Origin of the sequence: Thermoanaerobacterium xylanolyticum LX-11, assembly GCF_000189775.2 — a bacterium.
Taxonomy (GTDB): Bacteria; Bacillota; Thermoanaerobacteria; order Thermoanaerobacterales; family Thermoanaerobacteraceae; genus Thermoanaerobacterium; species Thermoanaerobacterium thermosulfurigenes.
Genome location: NC_015555.1, coordinates 2,082,340 through 2,104,126 on the forward strand (window position 1 = coordinate 2,082,340; position 21,787 = coordinate 2,104,126).

General features: G+C 34.7%; 14 protein-coding genes, 1 pseudogene and 1 riboswitch. Of the genes and pseudogenes, 3 read left to right on the top strand and 12 right to left on the bottom strand.

All coding sequences use genetic code 11. From position 1 onward, the window contains the following. The first annotated feature begins 57 nt into the window (after window positions 1-57). On the top strand, window positions 58-570 hold the full coding sequence (locus tag THEXY_RS10180) for an ECF transporter S component (protein WP_013788754.1): 513 nt from the start codon (window positions 58-60) through the stop codon (window positions 568-570). A 14-nt stretch (window positions 571-584) separates the two neighbouring features. Here the strand turns inward: THEXY_RS10180 and THEXY_RS10185 are convergent, their stop codons facing one another. The 8 genes from THEXY_RS10185 to THEXY_RS10220 form a co-directional block, all read right to left on the bottom strand. Next, window positions 585-1,778, bottom strand: coding sequence for a M28 family peptidase (locus tag THEXY_RS10185; RefSeq protein WP_013788755.1), 1,194 nt, complete (start codon window positions 1,776-1,778; stop codon window positions 585-587). A gap of 317 nt (window positions 1,779-2,095) precedes the next feature. Next, complete coding sequence (locus THEXY_RS10190) at window positions 2,096-4,669, bottom strand: transglycosylase domain-containing protein (RefSeq protein ID WP_013788756.1); 2,574 nt, start codon at window positions 4,667-4,669, stop codon at window positions 2,096-2,098. 128 nt (window positions 4,670-4,797) lie between these two features. Beyond that, complete coding sequence (locus tag THEXY_RS10195; protein ID WP_013788757.1) at window positions 4,798-5,853, bottom strand: protein-glutamate methylesterase/protein-glutamine glutaminase; 1,056 nt, start codon at window positions 5,851-5,853, stop codon at window positions 4,798-4,800. Window positions 5,854-5,857: 4 nt separating this feature from the next. Beyond that, window positions 5,858-6,670 (bottom strand): CheR family methyltransferase, encoded by an 813-nt coding sequence (locus tag THEXY_RS10200; protein WP_013788758.1) that lies wholly within the window; start codon window positions 6,668-6,670, stop codon window positions 5,858-5,860. A 67-nt stretch (window positions 6,671-6,737) separates the two neighbouring features. After that, window positions 6,738-9,149, bottom strand: coding sequence for a methyl-accepting chemotaxis protein (locus tag THEXY_RS10205; protein ID WP_013788759.1), 2,412 nt, complete (start codon window positions 9,147-9,149; stop codon window positions 6,738-6,740). Window positions 9,150-9,198: 49 nt separating this feature from the next. Next, window positions 9,199-11,256 (bottom strand): chemotaxis protein CheA, encoded by a 2,058-nt coding sequence (locus THEXY_RS10210; protein ID WP_041592124.1) that lies wholly within the window; start codon window positions 11,254-11,256, stop codon window positions 9,199-9,201. Further along, window positions 11,243-11,677, bottom strand: coding sequence for a chemotaxis protein CheW (locus tag THEXY_RS10215; protein WP_013788761.1), 435 nt, complete (start codon window positions 11,675-11,677; stop codon window positions 11,243-11,245). Before THEXY_RS10215 ends, THEXY_RS10210 begins: the two co-directional genes overlap by 14 nt. A 52-nt stretch (window positions 11,678-11,729) precedes the next feature. Further along, on the bottom strand, window positions 11,730-12,767 hold the full coding sequence (locus tag THEXY_RS10220) for an HD-GYP domain-containing protein (RefSeq protein WP_013788762.1): 1,038 nt from the start codon (window positions 12,765-12,767) through the stop codon (window positions 11,730-11,732). 617 nt (window positions 12,768-13,384) lie between these two features. Here THEXY_RS10220 and THEXY_RS10225 point away from each other — a divergent pair. Beyond that, a pseudogene (locus THEXY_RS10225) lies at window positions 13,385-14,618 on the top strand (IS110 family RNA-guided transposase). 260 nt (window positions 14,619-14,878) lie between these two features. Beyond that, window positions 14,879-14,964, bottom strand: a riboswitch (cyclic di-GMP riboswitch). A 210-nt stretch (window positions 14,965-15,174) separates the two neighbouring features. Continuing rightward, window positions 15,175-15,735: a tyrosine-type recombinase/integrase gene (locus THEXY_RS10230; RefSeq protein ID WP_013788763.1), complete on the top strand. Its 561-nt coding sequence runs from the start codon at window positions 15,175-15,177 to the stop codon at window positions 15,733-15,735. A gap of 361 nt (window positions 15,736-16,096) precedes the next feature. Here THEXY_RS10230 and THEXY_RS10235 read toward each other — a convergent pair whose 3' ends face one another. The 4 genes from THEXY_RS10235 to THEXY_RS10250 form a co-directional block, all read right to left on the bottom strand. Continuing rightward, window positions 16,097-17,263: a pyridoxal phosphate-dependent aminotransferase gene (locus tag THEXY_RS10235; RefSeq protein WP_013788764.1), complete on the bottom strand. Its 1,167-nt coding sequence runs from the start codon at window positions 17,261-17,263 to the stop codon at window positions 16,097-16,099. Between the two features lie 397 nt (window positions 17,264-17,660). After that, window positions 17,661-18,833 (bottom strand): sugar ABC transporter permease, encoded by a 1,173-nt coding sequence (locus tag THEXY_RS10240; RefSeq protein ID WP_013788765.1) that lies wholly within the window; start codon window positions 18,831-18,833, stop codon window positions 17,661-17,663. Between the two features lie 19 nt (window positions 18,834-18,852). Then, on the bottom strand, window positions 18,853-20,352 hold the full coding sequence (locus tag THEXY_RS10245; RefSeq protein WP_041592256.1) for a sugar ABC transporter ATP-binding protein: 1,500 nt from the start codon (window positions 20,350-20,352) through the stop codon (window positions 18,853-18,855). Window positions 20,353-20,475: 123 nt separating this feature from the next. Further along, complete coding sequence (locus THEXY_RS10250) at window positions 20,476-21,651, bottom strand: substrate-binding domain-containing protein (protein WP_013788767.1); 1,176 nt, start codon at window positions 21,649-21,651, stop codon at window positions 20,476-20,478. Window positions 21,652-21,787 lie beyond the last annotated feature (136 nt).

Below are 21,787 nucleotides of genomic sequence, written 5' to 3' on the forward strand. Positions count from 1 at the left end.
AGCATTAAACTATAGTGTTAAAATATAGTTTAATAGATTGATGTTGGAGGTGATATTATGGTAAATGGCACATCACCCAAAAAATTTGACGCAAAATTTATAACAAGAACCGCTATTTTGCTGGCATTGACTATAATCGCACAATTTATCAAGATGCCACAGCTTGTAACAGGCTCAATCGTAAATGCGATGCTTATTGTATCGGCTTACTTTGTAGGTGTCTGGTCTGGCATCACAATAGGGCTTTTGACGCCAATCATCGCTTTTTTAGTAGGACTTATGGGATTTCCAATGCTTATACCATTTATAATGGTTGGCAATGCACTTTATGTGATGTTTTTCTCGGCTATTAAAAACAACATCATAGGCATGATAACAGGTTCAGTTGTAAAGTTTTTATGGCTGGCAGCTTCTGTAAAGTACATTCTCGTAATGTTTGGCGTAAAAGTACCTCAAAAAATTGCAGCAGCCTTTACATTTCCACAATTAGCTACCGCTATAATCGGTGGAATACTATCCATATTTTTAATATTCATCTTGACAGGCTATTTCAATAAATCAAAGGAGTAGGTATATCCCTACTCCTACTCAATTGCTTCAACGTTTTTTAAATCGGTCATCTTATTTGAAACCCTTAAGATATATTCTATCAAAAAGCTTTCTTCATATCTTAAAAGCTTTGAATCCACGTTTTCTATAGTATCTGTAAACCAATGATAATTTTTTATAGATCCGTCTTCATCCATGGATAAAAACGCTATAGCATCGAATCCACTTGCTAAGACAGGCAGTGCATCTGTGGGCAAAAGCAGATTTTTTCTCCTCTGAACCGTATTTTTGGGGTACTCTTTTGCCATAAGATCTGCAACGTCTAAAAGCATTTTGCCCGCTTTCCTGTATATGATCATTCCTTCTCCTTCAAGGTATGTCAGTTTGCCTGCTCCAAGGTTATCAAGTATTACAAACTGCGCATCCCTGTCTAATAACCTCTTATACTTCTTCAAGAAATATTTCATTCCCCTTTCGCCAGTCTCTTCGCTGCCTGTAAAGAGGAAAACCAGTTGCACATCATCAGGAAACTTATCTTTATTATTTGCATAATGATCTGCAATCGCTAATGCCAAAGATACACCAGAACCATTGTCATTAGCACCATTTGTGTACTTTCCACCTAACTGACATATAAGCAAAAACACAACCATTGCAAATGTTATTAGTATGCCTAATCCCAATAAAACATTTGATACAAAAGAAATATCCATTATTTTAAATGCGATACCCAGTGGTATCAAAGCAAATCCCACATAGCCAACGTTAAAAATCATTTTTAATCTTCCAACAATTTTAGGACTGAACATTAGACTGCCTTTTTGTGTATCAATGTGGGCAGATATGATTACCTTCTTTTTGTCGTTTTTCTCAAATTTCGTGAATACGTTTTTGGATCTGTGTTTGGGCATTATGCTGGTTTCAAAAGACCTGCCGCTTAGCTCTAAAACCAACAAAAATACTGCAACAATGGAAATTAAAAGCTCCACAATATTTAAAAATTTATCGTATACAAACGATGCAGCACCCATGATGAAAAGAAGAATCCCAAACTGGAGAGGCAAAATGTAAAGATTGTCTCGTGTTGTTTTAAATTCCTGTACACCAACATCATAGCCTAAACTTTTAAGCTTCTCTGCGATGTAATCTGCTGCCTTTCTTTCATTCTTTGTGGCTGAACCACGGTGTTCAAACCTTGAAAGCTCTTTTAAGTAATCCATACTTTTCATAATATTCGCCCCCTAACTATATATTTCTACAGACATCTCAATATTCCTTCAATAATTTTTTCCTATGAGTTGATACATTATTCACAATAGGGAAATTACTTTAGCCTCCAAAGCGAGCGAAATAAAAAACACCTACTATACAGGTGCGAGACAGAAGTTGTACAAAAAAATCACCTTTCCGTTATTATAGAGTTGTTCAAGCTACTATATAACAAAAGGAAAGGTGATTTAATGGCTAATAAACGAGATGAAACGGCATGCACAAAATAGATGTGCGAATACCACATTTTTTTACTACTAAGTACAGTGGTTATGATTTAGTGCCCAAGTATAGAGTTTATTATATTTCCAATTCCCTTTTGATTTGTGGTAGAATTTCCTTGCCCACTGCCATTAGTATTACTGCTATTTGTACTGCTACTATTGCTTTGCCCGCCATTACCGGATGTGTTACTTTGTCCAGTGTTTTCAGATGTATTTCCCGGTTCCGTGCCATTTGTCGGAGCAGTAGTATCGCCACTATTTGTCGATGGATTTCCAGTTTGTGCTCCGTTGTCATTCTGATTATTTCCCGGCAATACATCGCTTCCACTGTCTGACTGTGTAGGCAATACGTATTTGCCGTCGGCGGCGTATGCATTCTGCTCAGGTGTCCTACCTGGAGGATTGATAAACACTTCTTGTTTCACGAGGAAAGGCGGTGTCCAGGAAGATGCCAGTTTCCCTGTCAATGTATCTATCTGGGCTGATACGTGAACAGTGCAATACTCCGTAGGCTGTGTACCTGCAGCAAACATCTCAGTATATGTCCTGTCCCCTCTCGGATCTTCTCTGCACAAATCCGTCGGCAATTCTCCGGAATCTTTGCAGACAGTCTCATATACTATTCCCGATGGTTTGTCTGTAAAATGTGTTGGTGGAAGATTTTGATGTATTTGTGCCATGACAGTCCTCCACATCTGAGCCGGGAAAGTACCTCCTACCTGCGGCACACCGTAATTTTTCACAGGATTATTTGATGACGGATAACCCATCCATACAGTACCAACATAATATGGCGTAAAACCTGAGAACCAAATGTTGCCTGAATTCTCAGATGTGCCTGTCTTACCTGCCACATCCATATTAGAAAGCTTGGCAGCAGTACCTGTACCATGGTCTACAACATCCATCATCATGCTTCTCAATATATAAGCATTTTGCTCACTTAACACCACATGTTCTTCAGGTTTATTGTCTACCAATACTTTTCCTGTAGAGTCTGTAATCTTTGTAAAAGTAATCGGACTTATATACATTCCTTTATTGGCAATTGCCCCGTAAGCAGCCGCTTCTTGTATAGGCGTGATGCCTTGACTTAAACCGCCCAATGCCAGAGCTGGAAGGTACATATCGTTTTTAGTTATGTCAAGTCCAAATTTTTTCCCGTAACTTGCAGAGACATTTATGCCTATTTTGTTGACAACCTGAACAGCAGGCACATTCAACGAATCTGTTATAGCTTCCCTTAATGTCACTAAACCATGGTAATAATTGCTTTCATAGTTATGAGGCGTGTACGGCTTTGCACCAGGAAGTGTAAATGTGGTAGGAACGTCGTCTACAACTGTAGCAGCGGTAAGACCGCTTTGCAGTGCAGGTCCATACACAGTCAAAGGCTTTATTGATGACCCTGGCTGTCTTTTTGAATCAGCAAAGCTTATACCTCTTGTGACATATTTAAAGTCATTTGTATTTCTACCACCTACAATACCCTTAATTTCTCCAGTTTTCCAATCTATCACTACCATAGCACCCTGTACAGCCTCTTTTGTAGTTGGATCTACAGGGAAAAGCTTTGGATTTTTAAACGCATTTTCCATTATCGTCTGTATGTTTGGATCCATTGTTGAATATATCCTAAGACCACCATTGTATATTTCATTCAATGCTTCTGATTTAGTCATGCCAAGTTTTTTGACAAGAGCATCTGTAGCATCGTTTATGACTTGATCTATAAAATAACCGTGACTGTACGTAGACAAATTGAGATTCTTGAAAACAAAATGCAGCTTTTCATTTATTGCAGCATTGTACTGTTCTTGAGTGATAAAACCCTGTTTCAGCATTTCACTCAAAACAAGGTGCTGCCTCTCCGTCGCTTGCTGTATATTGGAATCAGGTGAGTACATAGAGGGATTATTAGTAATACCTGCCAGCATAGCACATTCTGCAAGATCCAACTGACTTACATCCTTGCCAAAATACTGTAGCGCTGCCGCTTGAACACCGTACGCATTTATATGTGGACCACCTAAATAAATGGTATTAAGATACGCTTCAAGTATCTGCTTTTTCGTGTACTTTTGCTCTAATTGCCATGCCAGTACAGCCTCTTGAATCTTTCTCGTCAATGTCTTTTCATCTGTAAGCATGGTATTTTTAACAAGCTGCTGTGTTATAGTGCTGGCACCTTCCACAGGTTTGCCACCAGCCTTTATATCAACCAAAAATGCACCAATTATCCTCTTAGGATCAATGCCTAAATTATTCTTGTAAAACCTCTGGTCTTCTATGGCCACAACGGCATTTTGTAAATTTTCAGGAATTTTATCTATAGAAACCCAAAGTCTGTTGTCAGAACCATGTAAAATCGCAGCTTGGCTCCAGCTTCCATCGCTGTTTTTAGCGTACACTATGGACGACTGTTTCATCTTCGTCAAGGCATCCTGCGACAGTGGAGGCGTGTTTTTTATTATAGCTAAAACTTTACCGCCAACAACACCAATGCCTGCTAAAAGCAGTATAATGACACCCCACAGCACAACATTGAATACTTTCTTAAAGGCGCTTTTTTTGCTTTTTTTCTTTTTATTTCTATCACTACGCCTAAGTTGTGTATTGTTCTCCATAACATATCCCCTCAAAAAATATTTAATACTAATATTATACCATATCATATTATATCATATTTTATTTTCAGACAAATGTCGAAATTATTAAAAAATAATTAAAAAAGCACATCTGACATAAACCATTATCACACATATGCCAATATTTCCTTTAAAACATCCTGTAGCGGCACTTGAACATCATATAGCTTGGCTTCAAAAACTGCTTTTGGCATTCCATAAACAACGCATGTCTCTTCAGATTCGATAATGACATGCCCTCCATATTTTTTTACTGATTTACATCCAACAAGGCCATCATTGCCCATTCCAGTAAGTATAACAGCTAATAAATGCTCTTTATAAATCGGTGCTGCAGAATTTAGCGTAACATCAACTGATGGTTTGTATAAAATATTATCATCTGAGCTTTCTATAATTTTAAAAACAACTTCATTATCATTTTTTATATGCAAAGTAGTTTGAAATCCTGACGGAGCAATATAAATGTTGCCAGCCTGTAAAATTTCCCCTTCTTCTGCTTCTTTTACATGAAGTTGGCAGAATGTATCAAATCTTTCAGCTAAAGACTTAGTAAAACCGGGAGGCATGTGTTGGAGAACAAGTACAGGAACAGGCAAATCTGGTGGAAAATTAGGTAGTATAGATTGCAAAGCGACCGGTCCTCCTGTAGATGTACCTATGATAATTATATTTACTTTTGCCTTTGGTTTATCATTGCTAAGCTCTCTTTTATTAACCATTTCGTCTTTATTAATTTCTGAACATTGTTTTTGTATTTTTTTGCTTTCTATTACATTTATCAACTTATTTATAAAATTATCAATAATCTTGTCATCAACATCTTGATTGATTAACTCGCTTTTCAGAAAAAAATCTTCTGCACCTGCTTCTAACGCTTCTATAGTAGGTTCAGCACCTTCCTCTGTATAATTGCTCAACATTACAATAGGTATATTATACAATTCTTTAATCTTTTTAAGAGCCATAATACCATCCATATTAGGCATTTCAATATCCATAGTTATTATATCCGGATTAAGATTTTGAACTTTTTCTATCGCTTCATATCCGTCTCTGGCGATTCCTACAACAGAAAGTTTAGGGTTCTTTTCTATAATTTTAGTAATACACTTTCTCATAAAAGACGAATCATCTACAACTAAAACACCAAACTTTTCCACTATATCATCCCTTTCTTTTATAATAGAAAACAGAAGGCTTATGTATTACTTCAAATCCACTGTGAATACCAGTTATTGACTCAGCATGACCTAATAACAAGTAACCGCCAGGATTTAAAATTTTGTAAAAATCGTTGATTATTTTTCGAATTGCATGTTCATCAAAATATATTAAAACATTCCTACAAAATATAATATCACATTTTCCTATTTTCTCTTCAAGATCCTTATCCAAGAGATTTATTCTTTTAAATTCTACCATTTTGGCAATTTCATCTTTAACTCTATAATATTCTCCATGATCTATAAAAAATTTGTCGTATACATAATTAGGAGTTCTCCTAAACGATAATGAATTTTTCTTATAAAAACCTTTTTCAGCTTTTTCCAATACCTTTTTATTAATGTCTGTAGCAATAATTTTAACTTCATGGTTTTTTAATAAACCACTGTCTTCAATTAACATACCGATCGTGTACGGCTCCTCACCCGTCGAACAAGCGGCAGACCATATGCGCACATTATTGTTTGCAGAATTAATATATTCAGGCAAAATTGAGTTCTTAAATTCTTCTAACAAATTTTCTTCTCTAAAAAAATACGTTTCGTTCACAGTTATTAATTCTATTAACACATCCAATTCTTCTGGTTCCATTTTGATATATCCAAAATATTCCCAAACAGATAGCCCTAATTCTTTAATCCTTGTTTCAATTTTTATCTTGAGATTGTTTAAATTATTTTTATAATCAATGCCACAAAAATCGTATATAAAATTAGCCAATTCCCCTAAATAATTCTGTTCATTTGTTATCATATTTATCAACCCCTAAACAAAATTTGTACTATTGAAGAATATAACTTCTTCAATAGTACAAAATATATCATATTTCAAAGCCTCTTAATGTATTTTTTATTTGTTCCACATTACTAAGAAGTTCCTCAGTAGTATCGATAGATTTTTCAACATCCTTGCCATTTAAACTTAATAAAGTGCTAAATTCTTTTACAAATGCCGCAACTTGCTTAAATTCTGAGGTTTGTTTTTTTATTAACTCTTCAATTTGTTCTGCTTGTTTATTTATAACATTTGAATTGTTCATTTCTTCGCCGATATTTGCATTTATTTCTTTTGCAACCGCCGCTATTTGTCTTACTTGCTCTCTTGCATTGTTTACTCCTTGTACTATTTCTTCTACTCCTTTTGCTTGTTCTTTTGTCGCTTGACTTACCTGCGCTGCTTGATTTGTTATATTTTCTACTGCTATTACTATGTTTTGCCCTTGATTTCTCTGCTCTTTTGTAGCAGCCGCTATCTGTCTTACTTGTTCTCTCGCATTGTTTACTCCTTGTACTATTTCTTCTACTCCTTTTGCTTGTTCTTTTGTTGCTTGACTTACCTGCGCTGCCTGGTTTGTTATATTTTCTACTGCTATTACTATGTTTTGCCCTTGATTTCTCTGCTCTTTTGCAGCCGTCGCTATCTGTCTTACTTGTTCTCTTGCATTGTTTACTCCTTGTACTATTTCCTCTACTCCTTTTGCTTGTTCTTTTGTCGCTTGACTCACCTGCGCTGCTTGGTTTGTTATATTTTCTACTGCTTCTACTATGTTTTGCCCTTGATTTCTCTGCTCTTTTGTGGCCACCGCTATCTGTCTTACTTGCTCTCTTGCATTGTTTACTCCTTGTACTATTTCCTCTACTCCTTTTGCTTGTTCTTTTGTCGCTTGCCTTACCTGCGCTGCCTGGTTTGTTATATTTTCTACTGCTATTACTATGTTTTGCCCTTGATTTCTCTGCTCTTCTGCGGCTAATGTGACTTCGTTAATCTCATTATTTATTTCTTCTATTCCTTCAACAATTTTTTCTATTACTATACTCATATCATTGCTTAACTCAGTTCCACGCTTAGCCTTATCTTGCCCTACTGCAATTGCTTTCACTGCTTGTTCCGTCTCTTTTTGAACATTCTTTATTAGAGCAGCTATCTCTTTTGTAGCTGTAGCTGTTCTTTCAGCAAGTTTTCTAACTTCATCTGCTACTACCGCAAACCCTTTGCCATGTTCACCAGCCCTTGCAGCTTCTATCGCTGCATTTAAAGCTAACAAATTGGTCTGTTCTGCAATATCATCAATAACTTCCGTAATACTTCCTATTTTTTCAGAACTTTCTCCTAAATTATTTATTACATTTCCTGTAAGATAAATTGCATCAGTAATATCTTTAATAGAAGATAATGTTTCTTCTACCGATTTCCTGCCATTTTGTGCTTCAGTCTTTAGCGAATCGCTTAATCTTTTAATATTTTCAGTACTGTTAGCTACTTGATTGATCGATGCTACCATTTCTTCTATCGCCGCCGATGTTTCTTCTGCTGATGCTGACAAACTTTCTGCGTTTCCTGCTACTCCTTTTATCGACTTGCTTATCTGCTCTATCGATGCTGATATCTGCTCTACTGAACTTGCTGTGCTTTCGCTATTGCCTGCTACTTGATTTATTGATGCTACCATTTCTTCTATCGCTGCCGATGTTTCTTCTGCTGATGCTGACAAACTTTCTGCGTTCCCTGCTACTCCTTTTATCGACTTGCTTATCTGTTCTATCGATGCTGATATCTGCTCTACTGAACTTGCTGTACTTTCGCTATTGCCTGCTACTTGATTTATTGATGCTACCATTTCTTCTATCGCTGCCGATGTTTCTTCTGCTGATGCTGACAAACTTTCTGCGTTCCCTGCTACTCCTTTTATCGACTTGCTTATCTGCTCTATTGATGCTGATATCTGCTCTACTGAACTTGCTGTGCTTTCGCTATTGCCTGCTACTTGATTTATTGATGCTACCATTTCTTCTATCGCCGCTGATGTTTCTTCTGCTGATGCTGACAAGCTTTCTGCATTCCCTGCTACTCCTTTTATCGACTTGCTTATCTGCTCTATCGATGCTGATATCTGCTCTACTGAACTTGCTGTACTTTCGCTATTGCCTGCTACTTGATTAGTAAGACTGTATAACTTTTCCAAAGAATTATTAGCCTTATCGACAAACTTAACTAATTGCCCTACACTTTCTTCTACATCATTAATCAATCCAGCTAACTCTTCAGTACCTATTTTAGTTGATTCTATTGTTGTTGACTGCTCTTTTAATCCACTAAGTATCTTATTGGTTATATCTACAAATTTTCCCAATTTGCTGTCAATATCATCTACAGCATAAACTGCTCTCTTTAAATTTTCATGATATGTCGTACCTTTTATCAATTTTTTTGCAACATTTTCCTTAAAACTCATTGTTGTACCTCCTCAAATTTTTATTTAATATTTTTATACAAATTCTTTGTCACAGATTTTTTTTGGACGCAGTTGTTTTCACAATTCCAGCAACATCCAAAATACATGCTACATTTCCATCACCTAAAATAGTTGCTCCAGAAAAAATATCAAGTTTTCCTATGTATGAGCTAAAATTTTTAACTACAATTTCTTGATTGCCAATAAGTTCATCAACGACAAGTCCAAATCTTTTTTCGGCAATACCTAAAATTACGATGATAATATTTTTATTTTTTCTCTTTCTAGGTACTCTAAAATAATCATGCAGCCAAATTAGTGAAATTGTTCTTTCTCTAATAATTACAACATCTTGCTTTTTAACTTTTTTTATTTCTTTTTCATTTAACCGTACAATCTCTATTACATTGCTTACTGGAATAGCATATATTTCATTATTTATTCGTATTAAAAGTCCATTCAAAATAGCCAACGTCAATGGAAGTTTTATTATAAACTTTGTACCTTCCCATTCTTTTGTTTCAACTTCTATAACTCCATTAAGTTTATTAATATTATTGCGAACAATATCCATCCCTACTCCACGCCCAGAAATGTCACTGACACTTTGAGATGTAGAAAATCCAGGTTTAAAAATTAGCTCTAAAATTTCTTTTTCATTTAATAAGTCTGCATCCTGACGTGAAATTATTCCCTTTTTTAATGCGACTTCTTTAACCTTATTCAAATTAATTCCACGTCCATCATCTTGAACTGTTAGAATAAACTGATTTTCTTGATGATATGCATTGACTCTTATAGTGCCCTTAGGACTTTTACCTGCTTTTAAGCGCTCATCAGGTGTTTCTATTCCGTGATCAGCAGCATTTCTGATTAGATGTACTAATGGATCTGCTAAATCTTCAATTATAGTTTTATCTAATTCTGTATCTTCACCTTCTATAACTAACTCAATTTCTTTATTAAGAGAATTTGATAAATCTCTTACTAAACGTGGTATTCTGCTAAATAATTGTTTAATAGGCAGCATGCGAACTTTTAATACTAATTCTTGAAGCTCATTTGTTATCCTTGATATCTGATTTGAAATTTCTTCTAAATCCTCAAAAGAATTATCTGAATTGTATCGTTCATGCAATGAACTAACAATTTGAGTAATTCTTGATTTCTCAATTACAAGTTCGCCAACCATCTCCATCATTTTTTCTAATCTGCCTATGTCCACTCTAACTGTTTGATTTGCCTTATTTTTTGTCTCATCTGGGGTTTGTCCTTCATAAACATTAGATTTTGTCACGTTGTTGACATTATCTAATTGGCTATTTATTAAACTTAAATCAAACAAATCTACATTAAAGCTTTCAATCTCCAACATTCTATCTAAAACTCTAACTTTTAATTCTTCTTTATCAAATTCAGTAATCAACAAATACGAAATATTTTCTACATCAATATTATCATTCACATCTGTCATATCAGGTTCACTTTTAATAACAGTACCCAATTGATTTAAAAAATTTAAAATCAAAAAAGCACGTATAGCTTTCATAGCGCAATCTTTTTTTAATTTCACTTCACATACAAACACATTTAAACCAGATGCTGCAGCTTGTTGTGCTTGAATTTGTTGTTCTAAATCGAGTTTAAATTCTTTATTTGTTTCTGAATTCATATTTTCCTTCAATAATTGATCGTCTGACATGTATTTGTGCAACTCCGATAATATTAAAGTTATATCAGTTTTCATTTCTCCATTTGAAGAAAATTCTTCTTTTAGACTTTTCAACACATCTAAACATCTAAAAAGAACATCTATCACTGGCTTTGCTACTTTAATGTTACCGCTTCGTATCTTGTCTAACACATCTTCCATTTCGTGGGTCAAAATTTTCATTTTTTCAAATCCCATTGCTGCAGACGATCCTTTTAGTGTATGTGCTACCCTAAATAATGTTTTTATTATTTCATCGTCATTTGCATTTTGTTCTAGCTTAAGAATATTTTCTTCAAAAAGTTGCAGTTGCTCATCAACTTCGTCAAGAAAAGCTCTGATGAATTCCGGAGTATCATACAATTTATACACCTCCTGCCTGTCAATGCTCCGCATTTAACAATTTATCGATTTTCATTATTGCTATAACTTCGCCATCTTGTGTAATTCCTAACCCTTCAAAATAATTTCCACTTATTTCGTCTACTGTTTCAGGAGTCGGTTGAATATCGGAAAACTTTGTGACCTGAATTACTCTATCAACGATTGTGCCAACTAATTCGTCATCAAATCTTAATATTACGATACGTGTTGATTTAGTATCAGAATAATCTTCAAGTCCCAATATTCGATGTACATTAATGACTGGTACAATTTTTCCACGCAAATTTATAATACCTTCTAAATATGCTTTGCTATTATGCAAATAAGTGATTTTTTTAAATCGGATAATTTCATACACTTCATTTATCTTTATTGCATATTTTTCTCCGCACAATTCACATACAACATATTGGTAATCTAATAATTCATTCAAACCAAATTCCCTCCAACAAAATATTTAAGCAAAGTTCAGAAAGCAAATCATACTAACTTTTAATATCTCTATAAATTTTGCTAAAAAGTTCTGCTATGTATGGATCAAATTGAGTTCCTGCATTCTTTTTTATCTCTAAAATTGCCTGGTCAATTTTTAGTGCTTTTCTATATATGCGGTCATTTGTCATAGCATCAAAGGCATCTGCAACTGACAAAATACGGCAAAACAATGGGATCTTTTCTCCTTTCAACCCATGAGGATATCCATTTCCATCCCATCTCTCATGATGGTACAATATGTATTTTGCTATTGTCTTTAACTCTGGTATATTTGAAATAATTTCATATCCTATTTCTGGATGTTTCTTTATTTCGGTCCAATCACTATCTGTCAACGGTTCACGCTTTTTAAGAACACTTTCGCTTATGCCTATTTTGCCTATATCGTGTAATATTGCCAAAAGAGCTAACTCATTAAGTTCTTTCATTGAAAGGTTCATTTCCTTTCCAATAATAAGACAATGGTCTTTTAGCCTCTTAGCGTGTTCCTCAGTTTCCCAACTTTTAAAATGTAATGTGGCAAGAATTGCATTGACAACAGTACTTCGATGACTCGTGTTCATTACAAACTTTTGTCTATTCATTTCTTCTTCTGCATCTTTTATTGCTTGAATAATTGAATTCTCAGAACTACGCTTTGAAGATATTCCAACAGCTACACTCAACTGTTCATCTTTTTTGATTAACTTTATTTTAGTTGAAACAATTGTTTCAATTTTTTTTGCTGCATTTTCCATGTTGCTGTCATACATGAGTACTAAAAATTCATCTTCTCCCCATCTTGCAATAATATCATTATTTCCCAAACCATGTTTCAACTCATTTGCAAGACTTCTTAAAAGCTTATCACCTTCTCTATACCCAAATGTATCATTAATCATTTTAATGCCATTAATATCTAGCATAACTACTGCTATTGAAGTGTTTTTAAAATTATCTAATTCGCTTAGCTTTTCTTCAACATATTTTCTGGTGTAAAGGCCCGTTAATGGATCATATATATCTATTTCCATATTTTTTGAATCCATTTCATGCTTTCACCTCCCTCGTATAATATGATTTGTAATCAACTAAAAAGATCGATCTTTAAAAAGATTACAAAATTTAATTGAACCTTGATAATTGAATATTGTTTTTTAATTTCGTTATTATTAGCTCTCTCAAGTGCCACTTGATACTTATGCATACATCGCATAACTACTATCTATGTTTGGAATGATGGATTGTCAAGCCCGAACGCAGTGAGTTTATTTTAGGCTTGACTATACATCGGCCAAACATATAATCTTCTATACGATGTATGCTGGATCACTGCATTTTGCATTTGTGGTACACGAATTCCCTCTTTCTTCTTCAGGTTGTCTCTGTTAAACTATTTTTAGAATTTGGTTTCAGGGTCGCTCTGAAAACCTCCTGAAGACCCTACTTTAGGGTACTTCTCGTCTAAGACTGCACCCCTGGGATTACTCGTTTAGTTCTGACTCGCTTGCTGTCCATATCATACTCTTCCGTATGTTTCAGCATCCATACGGTGTATCCTATGAGTATTGATATAGTTCTGATATCGCGAGGCTGTTTCTCGGTAATCTGTCAGGGATTAACCTGGTACTGGTTCTCAATTTTTTTAATGAAAGGAGGAATTTACGTGCCCAGTACTTTATTCGTCGGTATAGACGTAAGCAGTCAATCTAATTCTGTTTTCTTTATTGATCAAGATGGCAATAACCTCATTAAGAAACCTTTTTCGGTTTCTAATGATATCCCAGGTGCTTTGTATCATCTCTGAGGTGATTTCTCATGCTAACGCTATTAATGCTTCCTGTGTCAAAATTGGTATGGAAGCCACTTCTCATTATGCATGGCACCTCCATCTTCACCTGGCTTCTTCTCCTGACCTGGCACCTTTTAACCCTAAATTCTTTGTTATGAATCCAGGTGTCGTCAAGGGTTTTAAAAAGGCTTATACCTATTTGCCTAAAACTGACGATTTTGATGCCAGAATCATTGCTGATTGTGTCAGATTCGGTAGGGTAAACCCTACTCCTATGCCTGACTTTAGGTATGCTGCGCTACAGCGCCTTACTCGTTTTAGATACCATCTGGTACAAACTATATCCAGTGAAAAGAGCAGAGCTTTGAACCTCCTTTATCTCAAGTTCTCTTCATACAAGGAAGACTGTCCTTTTAGCGACGTCTTTGGCTCAGCATCTACTTCTGTTTTTGATTCTTTTACTCCTGATGAGATCGCTGTTATGCCTGTGGAGGAACTTGTAGATTTTGTCTTGAGTCATGGCAACAATAGATTGAAAAATCCCGAAGAAATTGCTAAGACACTTAAGTCTGCTGCTAATAGGGCATATCGTCTTAATCCTTACATGTGCGATACTGTTAGCATGACTTTGACCATGACTCTTGAAAATATAAGATTTCTTGAGTCACAACTTAAAAAACTTGACAAAGAAATCTCTAAACAGCTTAATGGCTTTCACCAAACTCTGACTACTATTCCAGGTTTCGGTAATGTATTAGCCGCAGGCCTTGTGGCTGAGATTGGCGATGTTAAGCGGTTTAAAAATGAATGCGCTGTAGCTAAATTTGCAGGCCTCGTGTGGAATAAATATCAATCTGGCAACTTTAGTGCTGAAGATACCTCTTTAGCTAAGTGCGGTAACCAGTATTTAAGGTACTATCTTGTAGAAGCAGCTAATTGCGTAAGGATACACGCAAAAGAATATGCTGATTTCTACTGCAAGAAGTACAATGAGGTTACAAAACACCAGCATAAAAGAGCCCTCGTCTTAACGGCACGTAAGCTTGTAAGACTGGTCTTTGCTATGCTGAGTAAAGGCCAAATCTACCAACCAGGAGGTAATGGATAGATTTAATAAGTATTTTTAACTGAATATACTCTAAGTTCCTTCCATTATTATCCAATTTATGGTAGGTTTATTAAGTGTTGCCTTTTTTAGAGCTTTTGAGACCTTTATTTTTCAAGGTTCCAAAAAATACTACTTGACATTACACCGCTTGTCTCATAAATAATATTTAATTTTATTGCATCATCTTTTCTACTCTAATTTCATCGATTTATAAATAAAAAAATAGGATAACCACATGGTTGCCCTATTTCAATTAGTAAGCTGGCAACCCGGCCATCTTAGCAGAATCTGCTTTAGACCCGTGGCTTTGCGTCCTTATCTTTCGATAAGTTTGCTCTTTTCAAGTTCATATTGTTATTCAAAATAGTATAATGTAACAATATAATCATTTTGTTACATTTAATAAGATTATAATATATTTGATACATAAGCATTTTAAACAATTAATTTAGTGTTTTTATATATATCTATATACAAATCAATGTATCTTTTTTATAATAACTATGTAATCATTTTGACATTATAGTTAAATTATTAATAATTAGGAGGAAAAATTATGACAGTTGAACCTATACGAGATAAAGTTAAAATAAAGCAAATGTATTATTATTTACAAGGTAAAGATCCTAAATACGGTTTGCTTTTTAAATTTGGCTTAAATACTGGCTTAAGGATTAGTGATATTTTACCTATAAAGGTCAATGACATTTATACAAGCAATTTTAATTTTCGTGAATATCTTACTATTAAAGAGAAAAAAACTGAAAAAGAGAAAAAAATTAAAATTAATGAATCATTAAAAAAGGAAATTGATAAATACATAAAATTAAGATGCTTAAAATATGATGATTATTTATTTCCAAGCAATAAAGGCGGACATATAGGAAGAATTCAAAGTTACAGAATTTTAAAAGAAGCCGCTGAAATTGTTGGTGTCGAAAATTTTGGTACTCATAGTTTGAGAAAAACTTGGGGTTATTGGAGTTATAAAACATCGCGTTATAATATAGGCTTAATAATGGATACTTTTAATCATAGTTCCCAAAAAATCACTTTAAGATATATCGGCGTAAATCAAGAACAGAAAGATGAATTATATACATTGGTTCAATTTTAAGCAAAAAATGTCATAGAAATTTTTGTAATAAAATCTTTAAAATTTTGTTATATTATGCAGGATTTTAGATTTTTCTGTCGAATAAGAGAATATGTTGTAATAAGTAACAAAATGATTATATTGTTACATTTAATAAGATACCAAATCTATGGTATCTTGGATATTTGTGTAATCTGTAGATGGTTTATTTTTTACCTGTATCCTTTCAATCCCTCCTGTACGAAACATTCAATCTGTTTGTTAATCTATATATCATTTCGGCAACTTTTAGTAAATTAATTGTTAAATCGATCTAAATGTTTTCTTTTCTATCGCAAAAAAAGTTTAAAACCCATGGGACTTATATCCATGGGTTTTAAACTTAAAACTTCTTCATAAACTCCCTTATCCTTTTTACTGCCTCTTTTAGATTTTCCATCGATGTGGCATAAGACATTCTTATGTATCCCTCGCCATGCTCACCAAATGCGCTTCCTGGCACTGCTGCAACTTTCGCCTCATATAAAAGCTTTTTGGCAAATTCTAACGATGTTAGTCCAGTCTCTTTGATCGATGGGAAAATGTAAAATGCTCCTTTAGGTTCAAAGCACTCAAAGCCCATATCAATTAAGCTTGAATACAAAAATTTCCTTCTTTCATCGTATTTCTCCCGCATAAATTTTACATCGCCATCGCCATTTCTTAAAGCCTCCAATCCTGCATATTGCGATTGGGTCGATGCTGATGTGACATCGTACTGATGTATCTTTGTCATGTGCTTTACAAAATACTCCGGTGCTGCTATATAGCCAAGCCTCCATCCAGTCATGGCATAAGACTTAGAAAAGCCATTTATCAAAACAGTCCTTTCCCACATTCCAGGCAGTGACGCAAAACTTACATGCTTAAAGCCATCGTAAACCAGTTCAGAGTATATCTCATCCGTCACAACCAGCAAATCGTGCTTTAATACTACTTCAACCAATTTCACCATTTCCTCATAAGGCATGACAGCTCCTGTTGGATTATTCGGATACGGCAAAATCAAAACCTTCGATCTCTCCGTAACATACTTTTCTAACACATCTGCTTTTAAGACAAAGTTATCTTTTTCATATGTAGGAACAAAGACAGATTTGCCACCAGCTAACTTTGTACACGGATCATAAGCCACAAATGACGGCTCAGGTATCAAAACTTCATCTCCATCTTCCACAAGAGTATTCAATGCTATGTAAATAGCCTCCGTCGCACCGATTGTGACAAGTATCTCACCATCAGGCTTATACTCTACATCACAACTTCTTTTAAGATATTTTGATATCTCTTGCCGTAATTCTATAAGCCCAGCATTTACAGTATATCCAGTTTTACCTTCTAATAATGAGGCATACGCTGCATCGATTATGTGCCTTGGTGTGACAAAATCCGGCTCCCCGATCGTCAGCGATATAGCACCAGACACTTCTTTTGCCATATTAAAAAAATATCTTATTGTAGATATCTCTATAGATTTTGCACGCTTTGAAACTCTATCTTCGAAATCCACCATGCTCCCCCACTTTCTATAAAAACTCTTGATTCAATTATAATACACAATTTCAACAATTTAAAGCATCATAATCTTTATCCTCTCTTTTTTGTGGAAATATCTACCAATACTTCGATGACAAGAACAATAAGTACACTGCAATCCACCAATCGCATAAACGTACCTTTCAAATGGTAAAAAAGCTTCAATACAAACTATCAATACTAAAAAAGTACGAAATTAAGAGTAAAAAGATAAAAAGCATAGACATACGCAATATAAGAAAAGGCTACTGGAGAATATCCAATAGCCAAATACTCAATACGACCCTTATAAAAAAACACTTTGATGACGCTGACAAAATAATTTTATTCAGCTCCTGATCAATTGAATGCGCTTTTATAGGCACCTTTAATCAGCCAACAGCTTGAGAACGACGTGTAAGGATGTCAAATACAACAGCTAAAACAAGTATTATACCTTGTATTACGTATTGAATAGAACTTCCAAGTCCCATTAAATCCATGCCATTGGTTAATGATGCCATAACCAAGGCACCTATTAATGAGCCTGTAACTTTACCAACACCGCCGTTTGCAGAACATCCACCGATAAATGCACCGGCAATTGCCAGGAGCTCAAAACCTGTACCTGCTGTTGGTGAAGCACTTTGCATTCTTGATGCAAAAAGTATTCCTGAAAGTGCAGTCAAAGTTTCCATAATAACAAATGTGTAAATTAAAACATTTGCCACATTGATACCTGAAAGTTCAGCTGCTTCAGGATTACCACCAACAGCATAAATATGACGTCCAAATGTTGTTTTGTTTAATATCACCGTAAATATTGAAACAACTACAAAGACAATAACAAATGTCCAAGAAATACCATTATTCATTGCTAAAATAAGCATTAATGCTGCAATCAATGCAACAACAAAAGCGATTTTAGCTATGAAGAAAGGCATAGGTAAAACTTCAAAATTGTATTTTTTCTTTGTGTTACGAGCCTTAACTTGAAAGTAAATAAACAATACTATACCAATTAAACCAATTACAAGAGTTGATACTGTAAACTCACCTATTTTTCCAAAACTTGGTATAAACCCATTGCCTATTTCATTAAAGAATTTATCAGTAATGTTAATTGTACCGCCTGCCTGAGTAGCAAGTAACAATAATCCATGGGAAGATATCATACCTGCCAAAGTTACGACAAATGCAGGTATACCAACCTTTGCAATCAGTGTACCAAAGAACAAACCAATAACTGCACCTAAAGCCAGTACAATAAGGATTGCAAGAATAGCTGGAACATGATAATTCATCATTAATATTGCAGCTATAGCTCCTAAAAAACCTGAAAGGAAACCGACTGACAAGTCAATTTGCCGAACAATAATTACAAGCGTCATACCAGTAGCTAACACTGCTATATAACCCGTTTGATTTATTAAACTTGATATATTATATGGAGAAATAAACGTACCTTTAGTTAAAATAGTAAATAAAACGAAAATTACAGCTAATGCAATAAACATACCATAATCACGTATGTTTTTTCTAAGAATTACACCTAGTCCTTTCATAATATCCCTCCTCAAAATATCAGGCCGTAGCCATTTCCATAATTTTCTCCTCTGTTGCATCCTTAGCATCTATAACACCGGTCATAGTACCATTAGACATAACATATATCCTATCGCTCATACCTAATATTTCAGGTAACTCAGAGGAAATCATTATGATGCTCATACCCCTCTTAACAAGTTCATTCATAATTGTATATATTTCAAACTTGGCTCCAACATCAATTCCTCGCGTTGGCTCATCCAATATCAACAAGTCTGGCAAAGTAAAAAGTCCTTTAGCTACTGAAACCTTTTGCTGATTACCACCAGACAAAGTCCCAACAATTTGCTCGATAGAAGGTGCTTTAATATTTAACTCATTAAAGAATTTATTTGCAGCATTTACTTCTTTATGTTGGTCAATAAAAAGCCCACTCAATAACTGCTTGAGATTGGAAAGGGTTATATTAAATTTTATATCTTGAATCAATACAAGGCCATTCCCTTTTCTATCTTCTGTAACATATACAATTTTCTCTTTAATAGCTTTCTCTGGAGAACTTAAATGCTTTTTGACTCCATTAATATATAATTCACCTTTTATATTATAATGCTTTGTATTGCCAAAAATACTTAGAGCCATTTCAGTACGCCCTGCACCCATAAGTCCTGCAATTCCAACAATTTCACCCTTATGGACTTTAAAATTAATATTATGAAGAATTTCACGTCCTTTGCTTGGATCATAAGCTGTCCAATTTTTCAATTCAAAACATACATCTCCATGTTTAACGTCTTCCCTCTTTGGATAAATATCTTCTATCTCTCTACCGACCATATACTTAATTATTTCTTTTTCCTCAACTTTGCGTTTAGTGGCATCAATCGACGTAATTGTCTTTCCATCTCTTAAAACCGTGATTGTGTCAGCAATAGAAATAACTTCTTTTAATTTATGTGAGATCATTATACATGTTATGCCTTGTTGCTTTAATTCTCTTAAAATTTGTAGCAAATTATCACAATCTACTTCACTAAGCGCTGCTGTCGGCTCATCTAAAATCAAGAGTTTAACATCTTTGCTTAAGGCTTTGCCTATTTCAACAAGCTGTTGAACTCCAACACCGACATCCTTAATTTTAGTTTCAGGATTAATATTTACGCGAATTCTTTTAAGCACTTCTTTTGCTTTAATAATCGTTTCATTCCAATCTATAAACGAACCTTTTTTGATTTCGTGTCCCAAAAATATGTTTTCATAAATTGTGAGTTCCGGTATTAAAGCAAGCTCCTGATGTATTATGGCAATTCCTGCTTTTTCACTATCTTCAATACTTCTAAAATGTTGTTCAGTAGAATTTAAAATAATTCTTCCGGTAAATGTACCTGATGGGTAAACACCAGATAGAATCTTCATCAACGTTGATTTTCCTGCACCATTTTCACCCACCAAGCAATGAATTTCTCCTCGTTTAACCTTGAAGTTTACACCATCCAGTGCTTTAACACCAGGGAATGTTTTCCCGATATTATCCATTTCAAGAATATATTCAGCATCTTTCAAGAGTTTGCACCTCCTAAATTAAAGTCGAAGGGCATGATAAGCAAGCGTTTATCCTACCCTTCCAACTTGTATAACGTAATAATAAACAGTCTATTATTATTGTATTGGAACAACTTTACCGTTGTCTATTTTATACAATCCTGAAGAATTAATAATACTTTCAGCATTATCCTTTGTAACGATAGTCAAAGGAGCTTTCGTTGCAGGAACGTCTTTACTACCATTATTGTAGGTTGTTACGATACATGATGGCTTTTCATTATTGTTAATAGAATCAACTATATCTTTAACGTCAGCAACAAGTTTTGCATCTGATTTCCAAACTGTCATGCTCTGCTTACCATCTAAGATGTACTGCAATGAAGCCTGTGTAAAGTCCTGACCTGTTGAGTAAATCTGAGTAACATCTTTGTCTGCTCTGAATGTATCTGTTATAGCACGTGATGTATCATCATTTGGAGCAAGAACATAAACAACACCCTTCTGATCTGCTTTTGCTTTTGCCAAGTTAGCTTGTGCTAATGTCTTAGCAGTTGCTGGATCCCAGTTTGTTGTAATCTGACCTATAATTTGAGCTAATTGACTGTGATTAAGTGTTGCTGTGTTTTTCAGTGAATCAGCAATACTTGAATTTTCTATTACGAATGTACCATCAGCAATCTTTGGTTGAAGAACACTCCATGCACCCTGGAAGAATAAGAATGCATTGTTATCTGAAGGAGCACCTGCATATAAATACAAGTGATTGCCTGTACCCTTAGCATTATCAACCAAATATTGGGCTTGAGCTGCACCAACAGCTACACTGTCAAATGTTACATAGTAGTCAACATTTGGTGTATTCATTATAAGTCTGTCATAAGAAATAACTTTAACACCTTTATCATGAGCCTCGTTTACTTCAGCCGCTGCTGCAGTTGCATCCTGTGGGCATATAACAATCGTCTTTGCGCCCTTAGATATAAGACTTTCAACGTTTGTTTTTTCAGTAGCGGTATCTCCATTACTATAAAGAATTGTCGCACCTGGCAATGCTTGTTCAAATTGTTTCTGTGCCATTGGCCATCTTGATTCAGCTTTTGTTGGTAGCACTATACCAACATTTGAATACTTACCTGCAGCATTTGAGCTTGTATTGCTTGAACTTGTATTACTTGAACTTGTATTGCTTGAGCCTGTGCTGCTTGAGCTTGTACTATTCCCACAACCTGCAAATGCGAAAGTTGCAAAAACCATCAAAGCAACTACAAGCCATAACCTAAATGTTTTCATAAATACTATCCCCTTTCTGTTTTTTGTATTTTCGCTATATATATTCTACAAACATCTTTATTTCGCCTCTAAAACATTTTTTGTTTTTATTCATTTTTTTGCTTTAAATAATTTTATTTAAAATTTTATCTGGATT

What these genes read in the sequence shown, in the direction of transcription:
- THEXY_RS10180 (WP_013788754.1), top strand. Translation starts at nt 58, where the DNA reads ATGGTAAATGGCACATCACCCAAAAAATTTGACGCAAAATTTATAACA.
- THEXY_RS10185 (WP_013788755.1), bottom strand. Translation starts at nt 1,778, where the DNA reads ATGAAAAGTATGGATTACTTAAAAGAGCTTTCAAGGTTTGAACACCGT.
- THEXY_RS10190 (WP_013788756.1), bottom strand. Translation starts at nt 4,669, where the DNA reads ATGGAGAACAATACACAACTTAGGCGTAGTGATAGAAATAAAAAGAAA.
- THEXY_RS10200 (WP_013788758.1), bottom strand. Translation starts at nt 6,670, where the DNA reads ATGATAACAAATGAACAGAATTATTTAGGGGAATTGGCTAATTTTATA.
- THEXY_RS10205 (WP_013788759.1), bottom strand. Translation starts at nt 9,149, where the DNA reads ATGAGTTTTAAGGAAAATGTTGCAAAAAAATTGATAAAAGGTACGACA.
- THEXY_RS10210 (WP_041592124.1), bottom strand. Translation starts at nt 11,256, where the DNA reads ATGCGGAGCATTGACAGGCAGGAGGTGTATAAATTGTATGATACTCCG.
- THEXY_RS10220 (WP_013788762.1), bottom strand. Translation starts at nt 12,767, where the DNA reads ATGGATTCAAAAAATATGGAAATAGATATATATGATCCATTAACGGGC.
- THEXY_RS10230 (WP_013788763.1), top strand. Translation starts at nt 15,175, where the DNA reads ATGACAGTTGAACCTATACGAGATAAAGTTAAAATAAAGCAAATGTAT.
- THEXY_RS10240 (WP_013788765.1), bottom strand. Translation starts at nt 18,833, where the DNA reads ATGAAAGGACTAGGTGTAATTCTTAGAAAAAACATACGTGATTATGGT.
- THEXY_RS10245 (WP_041592256.1), bottom strand. Translation starts at nt 20,352, where the DNA reads ATGGATAATATCGGGAAAACATTCCCTGGTGTTAAAGCACTGGATGGT.
- THEXY_RS10250 (WP_013788767.1), bottom strand. Translation starts at nt 21,651, where the DNA reads ATGAAAACATTTAGGTTATGGCTTGTAGTTGCTTTGATGGTTTTTGCA.